Source organism: Fibrobacter sp. UBA7003 (genome assembly GCA_002449765.1).
Classification (GTDB): Bacteria; Fibrobacterota; Fibrobacteria; order Fibrobacterales; family Fibrobacteraceae; genus Fibrobacter.
This window is the reverse complement of sequence record DJXN01000015.1, coordinates 393,744-404,972: the sequence shown is the minus strand read 5'-3', so window position 1 is coordinate 404,972 and position 11,229 is coordinate 393,744. Positions and strand designations below refer to the sequence as shown.

General features: G+C 57.2%; 8 protein-coding genes. 3 read left to right on the top strand and 5 right to left on the bottom strand.

Annotated elements, in window-relative coordinates; translation table 11 throughout:
- The coding region (gene typA, locus B2952_RS13805) for a translational GTPase TypA (RefSeq protein ID WP_290781655.1) at nucleotides 1-1,791 on the top strand (1,791 nt) is incomplete at its 5' end.
- Between the two features lie 48 nt (nucleotides 1,792-1,839).
- On the opposite strand, the gene B2952_RS13800 is transcribed toward typA, so the two are convergent.
- From B2952_RS13800 to B2952_RS13790, 3 genes are all read right to left on the bottom strand, one after another.
- Nucleotides 1,840-2,589: a hydroxymethylpyrimidine/phosphomethylpyrimidine kinase gene (locus B2952_RS13800; RefSeq protein ID WP_290730514.1), complete on the bottom strand. Its 750-nt coding sequence runs from the start codon at nucleotides 2,587-2,589 to the stop codon at nucleotides 1,840-1,842.
- A gap of 10 nt (nucleotides 2,590-2,599) precedes the next feature.
- Nucleotides 2,600-3,904 (bottom strand): MgtC/SapB family protein, encoded by a 1,305-nt coding sequence (locus B2952_RS13795; RefSeq protein WP_290730516.1) that lies wholly within the window; start codon nucleotides 3,902-3,904, stop codon nucleotides 2,600-2,602.
- 88 nt (nucleotides 3,905-3,992) lie between these two features.
- The gene (locus tag B2952_RS13790) at nucleotides 3,993-4,193 is read right to left on the bottom strand and encodes a hypothetical protein (protein WP_173366857.1); all 201 of its coding nucleotides are present in this window, start codon (nucleotides 4,191-4,193) and stop codon (nucleotides 3,993-3,995) included.
- 163 nt (nucleotides 4,194-4,356) lie between these two features.
- On the opposite strand from B2952_RS13790, the gene B2952_RS13785 reads away from it, so the two are divergent.
- Together B2952_RS13785 and B2952_RS13780 are read left to right on the top strand one after the other, a co-directional pair.
- A complete protein-coding gene (locus B2952_RS13785; RefSeq protein WP_290730520.1) occupies nucleotides 4,357-5,250 on the top strand; it encodes an FISUMP domain-containing protein in 894 nt (297 codons plus the stop codon).
- Between the two features lie 104 nt (nucleotides 5,251-5,354).
- Nucleotides 5,355-8,492, top strand: a complete 3,138-nt coding sequence (locus B2952_RS13780; protein ID WP_290733726.1) for a GH116 family glycosyl hydrolase — start codon at nucleotides 5,355-5,357, stop codon at nucleotides 8,490-8,492.
- 164 nt (nucleotides 8,493-8,656) lie between these two features.
- Here B2952_RS13780 and feoB read toward each other — a convergent pair whose 3' ends face one another.
- Complete coding sequence (feoB, locus tag B2952_RS13775; protein WP_290733725.1) at nucleotides 8,657-10,984, bottom strand: Fe(2+) transporter permease subunit FeoB; 2,328 nt, start codon at nucleotides 10,982-10,984, stop codon at nucleotides 8,657-8,659.
- Nucleotides 10,984-11,223, bottom strand: coding sequence for a FeoA family protein (locus B2952_RS13770; protein ID WP_072799394.1), 240 nt, complete (start codon nucleotides 11,221-11,223; stop codon nucleotides 10,984-10,986). The genes feoB and B2952_RS13770 overlap by 1 nt, the downstream gene beginning before the upstream one ends.
- Nucleotides 11,224-11,229: the final 6 nt, after the last annotated feature.

Genomic DNA, 11,229 nt, shown 5'->3' with positions numbered 1-11,229 from the left:
GACCACGGCAAGACCACCCTGGTGGACCAGCTCCTCAAGCAGTGTGGAACCTTCCACGAAGGTGAAGAAGTCAACGAACGCGTGATGGACTCCGACAACCTGGAACGCGAACGCGGCATCACCATCCTCAGCAAGAACACGAGCGTCATGTACAAGGGCTACCGCGTGAACATCGTCGATACCCCGGGGCACGCCGACTTCGGTGGCCAGGTGGAACGCGTTCTCGGTACGGTGGACGGCGTTCTGCTGGTCGTAGACGCATTCGAAGGCCCGATGGCCCAGACCCGCTTCGTGACGCAGAAGGCTCTCGAACTCGGGCTCATCCCCATCGTGGTGGTGAACAAGATCGACCGCGACGGCTGCAACCCGCACGGAGCCCTCGACAAGGTGTTCGACCTCTTCTGCGAGCTCGACGCCAATGAAGAGCAGCTTGACTTCGACAAGGTGTTCGGCTCCGGCCGCAAGGGCATCTGCAAGGCCGAGATGGAAGACCCCGACGGTGACTTCAGCATCCTCATGGACAAGATTATCGAGCGCATTCCGGCCCCGAAGGGCGACCCGGCTGCGGAACCGCTCCTGCAGATTGCATCGCTCGAATACTCGACCTTCCTTGGCCGCCTGGCCGTGGGCCGCGTGCAGCAGGGCGTGCTCAAGCCGAACCAGACCTACGCACAGGCCTTTACCGACGGCACCGTGAAGACTGTCCGCCCGCAGAAGATCCTGCGCTACGAAGGCCTCACCCCGAAGCCGGTCGACGAAGCCGGTCCGGGCGAAATCGTGCTTATCGCAGGCCTCGACACGTTCGATATCGGCGATACCATCAGCGCCGCGAACAACCCGAAGCACCTGCCGCGCATCCATATCGACCCGCCGACCATCTCCATGGTTTTCACCGTGAACACCTCGCCCCTCGCCGGCAAGTACGGTGGCAAATTCATGACGGGTAACCAGCTCCAAGAACGTCTGGAACGCGCCCACATGGCAGACCCCGCCCTCCTCGTCGAGAAGGTCGACGGCGCCTCCACGTTCAAGGTCTCGGGCCGCGGTATTTTGCACCTCACGATTCTCGTCGAGAACATGCGCCGCGAACTTTACGAATTCACCATCGGATCTCCGCAAGTGATTTTCCACAACGACGAGAACGGCAAGCTCCTCGAACCGGTCGAAGACTTCAAGGTCGAAGTCCCGAGCGAATTCAGCGGCGCCTGCATCCAGGAAATCCAGCAGCGCAAGGGCGAAATGGTGAACATGGTCACCGACGATAACGACCGCGTGACGCTCGAGTTCATCGTGCCTTCCCGTGGCCTTATCGGTATCCGCCCGAAGCTCCTCTCGCTCTCGAAGGGTTACGCCGTTACGCAGTCCTTCTTCAAGGAATACCAGCCGTACAAGGGCGAAATCCCGACCCGCATCAACGGCGTGCTTATCGCGAAGGAACCGGGCGAAGCAGCAAGCTACGCGCTTTCGAACCTGGAAGACCGCGGCTACCTCATCATCGGACCGGGTGCGGAAGTTTATCCGGGCATGATTGTGGGCGAACACAACCGCGACGTCGATATCATCGTGAACGTCACGAAGGGCAAGCACCTCACCAACATGCGTTCCAAGTCCGCTGACGACATGATCCAGCTGACCCCGTACCGCCGCATGACTTTGGAAGAATGCGTCACCTTCATCAACGAAGACGAATGCATCGAAGTGACGCCGGAAATCCTCCGCCTCCGTAAGACCGAGCTCGACCCGATCAAGCGCAAGCAGATGTCGAAGCGCCCCGCTGAAGACGACGATTAATAACGAAAGAGGCCCCGCACTGCGGGGCTTTTCCTGTATTTGCTAGTCCTACACCAAAAACCCGAGACGCCCTTCCCCGCTCTGGAGGAATTCGTCCATGTAATTTTTTGCTATCTGGCATGCTTCCGGCAGGTCGTGCCCTAGCGCCACATTCGATAAGATTGCCGAAGAGAGCACGCAGCCCGTGCCATGTTTTCCCTTGCCGGGGAGCCGCGGGCTCGTAAACTTGTACTGTTTGTCTCCGTACCACAGCGTATCGACAGCTTCTTTCCCTTTCGCATGCCCGCCCTTCAGGAGTACTGCGAAATCCTTGCCCAACTCGACATACCCGCGCGAAGCCGCAAGCCCCAGGCCCAGGTACGCAAATTCGTCCTGGTTCGGGGTCACAAGGTCAATCGACTTCATTACAGGCAGGAACTCGTCCAGTTCCGCATCGCGCATAAAGTGGAACCCCGCACTCGCCGAAGCAATCGGGTCCCACACGATAAACGCGTCTGGAGATTCTTTACGGACAAATTCAACAATCCGCTTCAGGATTTTTGCCTTTTCCACGAGCCCGATTTTCACGTACTTGAACTTGTGCTTTTTATAGAGCGTCGCAAGTTGTGCCTCGATGCGGTCCCAGATGACCCAGCCCGGGGCGATAAACTCTTCCTCGTTCTGTTCGGTTAGGGCCGTGCACACCGCCTGGCCGTACACGCCGAAATGCGCCATCGTCTTGATGTCGGCAACAAAGCCCGCACCGGCGCTTCCATCGAAGCCCGCCACAGTAAGCGCATGTATCAGTTTATCAGCCATGACCAACCCCCTAGACCATGTAATACCCTATCAAACCCGCGGTCAAAAGGCAAATCAGCACCACTGCAGGCAAAATCGGCTTGCGCATGGATTTCGCACCGAGCGCAAAAACGAGGGCCCCCTTGGTGAGCGTATTGGCAAGGCTTGCGAACAAAAGCGCAAGCACGAGTTCACGCACGCCGAGTCCCGACTTCAGGTTCATGTCGATAACGGAAAACGCCACCGCGTCCATCTCGGCGGCACCCCCCAGGAAGCTGCACGCAAGGAGCGCCCCCGAACCCAGGTAGACGCGAGCCGCATTCGCGACAAACATCACGCAGGTGAACACGATGCCGAATTTGATGGCGGGCAAAAGCTTGAACGGGTTCGAAAAATCCGTACTCTTCTGCCTGTGGTTGCGTGATTCCCGAATCTTGAGATAAAGCGCATACCCGAGCGCGGGCACCACCGGCAAAAGCAACGGCAGCAGCAAGGGCTTTGCCAGCGCACCGCTCAAGAAGATGCAGATAAGGTAGAGGCGCACATACATCACCGCCCAGCTGAGCACGATGCCGAGCGTAAAGTCCGAAGCGTAATCCTCGTTCTCGCGGCTGCGGCCCGCAAGATTGAGTGTAAGCGCGGTACTGCTCGCAAGCCCGCCCAGGAGTCCGGTAAGCCAGATTCCCTTGCCCGGCCCCACGACCTTGATGAGCACGTAGCCCACGAACCCGATGCCCGAGATAAACACGACGAACAGCCAGATCGTATGCGGGTTCAGCACCTCGAGTCCCGGCGGGCCGTAAGCCTGGTTCGGCAGGAACGGCAAAATCAAAGCCGAAATCACTGCGAACTTGACCGTTGCGAGGACATCCTCCTTCGAAAGTTTCTGCGCGAAAGCATGTAGCTGTTCCTTCGCCGACAGCACCCAGAGCATCACGACCATGATGATACAGGATTCAAGCAGGCGGCCGTACCAGCAGATTCCGCCGAGCAGGTAGACGATGACCAGAGCAACACTCGTCGTGATGCCGTCGCCCCCCACCGGAGTATCGCCCAGGCGCGCATCCGGACGACGGTGGCCTATCGCAAACGACACATGCATCGCCATCAGGAGCATGCCCACCACCACGAACCCCGTGATGAACGGAGCCGCGCCACCCATCTGGTCGGAGAGGAGGGCAGCCATGGCCCCCGCAAGCCCCACGAGCGTAAACGTACGCACGCCGGCCGGATGCCGATCCGACTGGTCCGAATACGTATGTTCGCGCTGCATGCCGATAATGAGACCCAAGCCTATCGCAGCCGCCAAACGGTAGAAGATGTTAAAGTCAAGCATAACAGTAATTTACACTCTACATCGCCCAAAGGGATCAAAAACCAGGCAAAAGAATGTTCGCCTTTGGAGTATTAGCCCCAAATCAGCCCTACTTGTGGTCGATTCCGGGGGGCGTCGTGAGGTAATAGATGACACACGGGATTACCACGCCAAACACGGTCACCCCCGCGGTCAGGTACACGAACCACTCCCTAACGGCAATGTCGGGCGGGACGAGGAATGTCTTGACCAGCGCGAACGCCACGATTACCAAAAGGCCGGGAATAAGGAACGACATCAGCTTGTTCATACCTTAAAAATAGCACAATTTTGCCACAAAAAGCGACAAAATGCAGGATTAGCCGATAAAATGAAAAAAATTCTGGGCGAAGATAACTTTTTTATTAAAAAAAGCTTATTTTTCAAGCAAGAGAAAATATATGTTTTCAACGATTCTACCAAGGAGTATTCACATGAATCTGAAAAAATTAGCCATGATTGCCATCGCTGGGACGATGGCATTCGGACTTGCCGCCTGTACCGAAGACTCAGGCACGAACGGCAGCATCGACAACGGAAACCACGGCAGCCTCCGCGACCGGGACGGTGACGACAACACTCCTAGCACAGTCGGCCCCAACGGCTATGACTACAAGGATAGCCGCAGCTACCGCGACTACACAGCCGACCTAACCGTCGGAAGCGTGAAGCACTCCGTCGTGCGCATCGGCGACCAGCTCTGGATGGGCGAAAACCTCAACGACCCAAGCGCAGGCCACTGCTACAATGACGACGAGGATTACTGCAAGCGTTTCGGAAGGCTCTACAGCTGGGCAGAGGCGATGAACCTTGACAATCGCTATAATTATGAGGACGCCACCCTCAAGATCAAGAACAAGCACCAGGGCATCTGCCCCGAGGGCTGGCGCATCCCCACCTCGAACGACTTCAAAAAAATGCTAGACTTCATCTTCTATGACTACGACCACGGCGATATCGCCCAGGACAACGGATTCGACGAGAATGATGACATCTCGGGCATCCAGTTGAAATCGACGAACTTCGACGCCTATGACGACGTGCTTTGGAATTCCAAGAATGGAGTCCCGGGCGAAGACACCTACGGTTTCTACGGTATCGGCACAGGCTATGGAGACACCTATCTCGGAGAGGACGACTACGGCGATACCGTCTACACCTATGAATATTCCGGAATCGCTGAATTTACGAAATTCTGGACGGCTACTCCCGTCGACGGAGCCGATGGCGCCGAAGTGTTCATCCTCACATTCGAAGACAGAACCATGTCCTCCTCTTGGGAATACAAGGAAGACCTTTACCCCGTCCGCTGCATGAAGGACTTCTAACCCGGGCCCCACAAGCATCTTTCAAAGGTTCCGCCCGCGCGGAGCCTTTTTTATTTTGTAATTTTATACTTGTAAAAATTTAACCCCAATTCATGGAATCTACTATGAGCATCAAAGATTACCTCGCCGGCGCCAAACAGGCCGGTTCCGTCCAGAAGCTGATGACCCCGGGCCTCGCCGTGGAATTTATCCAGCCCTGGTACACCCCGCTTTCTACGACCCCCTCTACCACGGGTATTGCTGTCGGCGGTATCGGCTCGACATTCACCGCCACGCCTGCCGGCACCACTCCCGTGATGAACGTGATGCCAGGCGTGCAGGTCCGCACCGAAAAGCCCGCTGACCTCCGCTTCAACAATTTCTTCTTCCGCGAATCCGTGATTGGCGCGAAGGCCGCTCTCGAAATCGGCGACTTCGCCGGCTTCACGCAGATGCTCGCCAAGTACCCGCTCGTGGACGCCAAGGGCGAAGCTCTCTTTACCGCCGCTGAACTGGCCAACCAGAAGAAGGCCGAGGCCAAGCTCAACAAGGCCATCGCCGAAAAGGATTTCTTCAAGAACAACAAGGCCGCGTTTGAACGCTGGCACATCGAATGGAGCGACCGCACCGCGGCTCTCTTGAACAAGGCCGGAGCCGAACTCAACCGCAGCGCCGTCATCGACTTCTTCAACGGTGTCGTGGGCGAAAAGGCCGTGCGCCAGGGCGCCCTCACCGCCGCCTGGGCAAACGACACTGAATTCCTGGGACAGGCCGGTTACGATGCCGCCAAGATGCAGTACGCCGCCCTCTACCCGGTGAGTGAAACCAAGTACGAAGGCAAGGGCGTGCAGATTACCAAAACCCAGTCCAGCTACGTGACCCCGGGTGACGAACGCCTCTCCAGCCTCCCCGTGAACGCCACCGTGTTCACTCTCGAAAATACCACCAAGGAAACCCGCGAAATCACGATCGTGCAGGTGCAGGACTGCATCGCCGGTTACATGGCCAAGAAGGACCGCCAGGGCGTTCAGGACTCGAGCTTCGTGCTCGTGCCCGCCGCACGTTTCCCGAAGGGCGTCAAGTTCAGCAAGCAGGCCAAGGACGGTCGCGAAGTCCGCGGTCTCGAATTTTACAACGAAAAGCCGCTCGCCGAAAGCGACTTCAACGGCTGCATGGGCGTATCCGTCGCCTGGAACAAGAAGGATAACCTGAACGTTTCCGTGAAGCCGATGTTCTACCAGGATGACGCCGCCTCTGTTTTGAAGGGCGCTCTCCGCAGCGGTCGCGTTTGCGAAGCCTGGGTTAAGAACGTTTACAGCGGTCGCGAAACCATGGCCGGTGCCGTCGCTGTTACCGCCGTCTTGAAGCCGAAGCAGAAGGTTTCTTTCCAGTTCAACCTGGTGCTCGACTTCCCCGAAATCAAGCTGAACAAGCTTACTTCCGCCAAGAAGTACACCGCCTTCTTCCCCGAAGCTTATGGCCGCGTGGGCGCCATCCTCGAAGAAGCCCTCGCCGCCGACAAGAACTTTGACGCTCGCCTCAAGGCATTCGAAGCCCTCGTTCCGAAGAAGGCCGTGGCCAAGCTCTACAAGACTGCCGCCAAGCAGGACGAATTCAAGAGCCTCGCCCTCAACACGCTCAGTTTCCTCGCCGAAGCCACCGTGTGGGACAAGGACGACCGCTTCCTCGTCCGCGAATGCGCCGACTATCCGTTCTTCAACTCCCTCGACGTTTACTTCTACGGCAGCTTCAGCCTGATGGCCCTGATGCCGCGCCTCGACGGTGTGGTGATGAAGCGCTTCGGTGATGCAATTCTCGCCGTGAACGACAACCGTCGCCGTCACCACGAATACGTGAACCACCCGTTCGCCGACCTCCCGGATTCGAAACTGGAAGGCCCGCGCGCCGTGCGTGGCGCCGTAATTCACGACCTCGGAAGCCCCTTCGACGCCGAACCCGATGCCTACGACTGGCACAACGTGAAGGAATGGAAGGATCTCGCTCCGAAGTACGTGCTGATGGTTCTCCGTCATTATGTGAAGACGCAGGATATCGAAAACCTGAAGGACTGCAAAGAAGCCGTCTACGCCGCCATGCAGTACCTCGAAAAGATGGTGAACGAAGGCGAAAACTTCCCGCTCACCCACGGTACCGACGACACCTTCGACAACCTCTCCAGCCACGGCATTTCCGTGTACTGCGGTAGCCTCTGGATTGCAGGCCTCCGCGCCGCCGCCAAGATTGCCGAAATCCTCGGCGATAAGGCTCAGGCCGACACCTGGAACGCCAAGGCCGACGCCGCCAACAAGGAATTCGATGAAGCATTGTGGGACGAAGCCGAAGGCTACTACCACTTCTTCGTGACTCCGATGGAAGCGAAGGATGTGGTTGCAGACAAGCTCCCGCAACTGGCCGACGCCATCAAGGACACGCTCGTTATCGACGGCACCAACGTGAAGGCCGCCCTCAAGACCATCAACGAATGGCTCAACTCGGGCGAAATCCCGAGCGACGTGGAACTTTCGAAGAACGAACTTCGCGGCCTCAAGAAGGCTTGGCTCACCGCCCAGTGCAAGGACGCCTTTACCGCCAGCTGGAATGCAAAGATTGCAAACGACTGCGACGATGTATTTGCCGACACGATGCTCGCCGACACCTACCTCCGTCTGCTCGGCCTCAAGCCCATCAGCGACGAGAAGAAGGCGAAGGCAAACCTGCTCCGCATATTCAACACGAACTACAAGGCCAACAGCCCGCTCATCGGTGCCGCAAACCTTGTGCGCAAGGACGGCTCACCGCTCGACGAATTCAACTTCCAGGCTCACGACGTGTGGATCGGCATCCAGTACAGCATCATGTGCGCCATGATGCACCACGGATTGGAAAAGCAGGCTGCTGACATGGGTGATTCCATGATCCGCAACCTCTACGAAGAAGCCCGTATCCCGTTCGCCGCACCGGAAGGATTCAACGGTTCTTGCCGCCTGCACCCGGAAGCCCTCGTGAAGGCATTCGGCCTCAGCGCTACCGCCGCCGACAAGATGCACAAGGAACTCCTGAAGAAGGGCGCCCTCCTTGCCGACAGCCGCATCAGCCCGAAGCTCCCCCGCAACCTGCCCGCCTTTACGAAGGCATTCGGCAGCATCGCGAAGGCCAACAAGGTTGAAACGAGCACGCTGTTCATGCTGCTCCACAGCACGGCCCTCAAGTACACCGCCGGTAAGTACTTTAGGCCGGGTATGGTGTTCGCCTTGCTTTACTAGTGTTTAGCTTCAGAGATGAGCTCGCACGCGAACAAGGACTTGGCCTTCGGCCTCGATTGTTTGTTTAGTGGTTTGTCTCTTCTGCATGATTACAGCAGCAAGCTCCGTTTTTTTCGGATATAAAAAAGAGGTGTCCCGAGCGGGACACCTCTTTTTATTCATTTCTACTCGAACACTTTCTTTTTGCGCTGGTCACGACCAATCAGCACGAGGCTCACGACCACACCGGCGAGCAGTGCCACCGAGGTGAAAATCCATGCGGTAGAATGTCCGCAGGTTACCTGGAAGAACAGCACCGAGAGGCTCCAGCCGATAACCGTCTGAAGCACCATCATGAGCGTTCCGTAAAAACGCCCGAGTTCGCGGAAGGCGGTTCCCATGGCGGCAAGGCACGGCACATAGAGCAAGATGAACAGCAGGTAGGCCAGCACCTGGAAGCGCCCCAGGTTGAAATGCGCCTGCATCGTCTTGTACGCCCCTTCGTTCCCGGCACTTTCGGATTCATCGATGGCATCCTTGACGCCCAGCGGGTTCGCAATCGAGGTAAAGACTTCTACCAGGTTCGCCGGGACACTTACGAGAGCCTCTTTCACCGTCGATTTCAGGCTAAAGCCTTCGTCCGCGGCAGTTTCTTCCGGGGCCGCGCTGGCATCCCCAGCCGTCGCAGAATTTTCAGCCGAGTCGCCCGTACCCTCGATGGCATACAGCGAGTTGAGCGTCCCGACAATCGCTTCCTTCGCAAAAAGCCCCGTAAAAAGCGCCACCGAAGCGGGCCAGTTATCGCGTTCAACGCCGAAGGGCTCGAACACGGGCGTAATCACCGTACCCACGGCACTCAGCACCGACTTTTCGTTGTTATCGTTACCAAAACTTCCGTCAGTACCGACGGAGCCCATAAAGCCGAGCACCGTCACCATAATGAGCACGACCTTGCCCGCGCGGAAAACGAATTCCTTGAGGCGGAGCCACGCGTGGCGGAAAAGGTTGCGCACCTTGGGCAAATGGTAAGGCGGCAGTTCCATGATAAACGTCGATTCCTTGCCCATGAAAACCGTATGGCGCAAGAGCAAACCGTAAATCAACGCAATCACGATGCCCGTCAGGTAAATCCCGAACACGAGCGTCCCCGCGCTTTCGCCGAAGAACGCCGCGCCAAACAGCGCATACACCGGGAGGCGCGCCCCACAACTCATGAACGGCACCAGGAACAAAGTAAGGAACCTTTCGCGCTTGTTTTCGAGCGTACGCGTACCCATGAGCGCCGGCACCGAGCAACCGAAGCCAACAATCATCGGCACAAACGCTTTTCCCGGGAGTCCGAGGAACCGCATAAAGCGATCCGCCACAAACGCCGCACGCGACATGTAGCCGGAATCTTCAAGGAACGAAAGGCAAAGGAACATAAAGAAGATGACAGGAATGAAAGTCGACACCGTCTGGATCCCCGTACCGATGCCGTTCGCCAAGAGCGCCACGACAACGCCCGGAGCCCCAATCTTCGTCAACAGTTCCGTCATGCCGTCCACGAAAATCCCACCGAACAGGATGTCGAAGAAATCAATAAACGCGCTGCCAACCTTCACCGCAAACCAGAACACCAGATACATGGCAATAAGGAAAAGCGGAATTCCCAAAATGCGATTCAGGAAAAGTTTATCGAGTTTGTCGGTTCGCGTGCTCGTATTGGTATTGTCGCGGATGACCGCCTTCGCGATGTCGCGGGCATAGGAGTAGCGGGAATCGGCCAGCGCGAATTCCACCTCTTCGCCCAAGTCTTCTTCAATCTTGTCATGCGGAATTTCGACACCGAGTTCGTCGGCAATTTCCAGCACTCGCCCGCTATGTTCCAGGTACTGCACCGCCGTCCAGCGCGGGCTTGCGCCGAGCTTTTCGGCTACGGGCTTGAGCGGCACCGAAATTTCTTCAATCAGTTTCTCGAGGACTTCGGAATGCTTGACCGCCTTCGGGAGCGGAAGCTCGCGGCTGTTATGCAGCAGCTTGTGCAAGTCGTTCACGAAGCCTTCGCAGCTCTTGGGCGAAACCGCCGTGAGGCCAATCGCCGTCACGCCGAGGATTTCTTCGAGCTTGTGCAGGTCCACATGAATGCCGCGACTCGCCGCGATGTCCATCATGTTCACCGCCAAGACCATCGGCACGCCCTTTTCCATCAGCTGGCTCGTGAGGAACAGGTTGCGTTCCAGGTTCGTGGCATCCAGAATGTTCACGACCAAGTCCGCTTCGCCCTTAAGCAGGTAATCGAGAGCGGCGCGTTCGTCTTCGGAATTCGCAAACAGCGCGTAGATACCCGGCAAGTCCACCACGCGAATCGTGTGGTTGTCGAGCTTGAACTGGCCTTCCTTCTTTTCGACAGTCACGCCAGGCCAGTTGCCCACAATCTGGTTCGAGCCGGTCAGCGAGTTAAAGAGCGCCGTCTTTCCGCAGTTCGGGTTGCCCGCAATCGCAATCGTGAAAACTTCTTTCTCGATAGGCATTAGACTCTCCTCAACTTGAGCACGTTGGCTTCTTGTTTACGGAGCGAAAGCCTGTACGAAAGCACGCTCACCTCGACCGGGTCGCCGAGCGGGGCCACCTGCAAAACCTGCAGCACCACGCCGCGCACAAGCCCCATCGATAAAAGCTTGGACTTGTACTGAGAATCACCCGTGTTGTATCCAATAATTTCGGCCTTGTCGCCTTTTTTAAGCTCCGAAAACTTCGGTTCGTTATTCATACACCA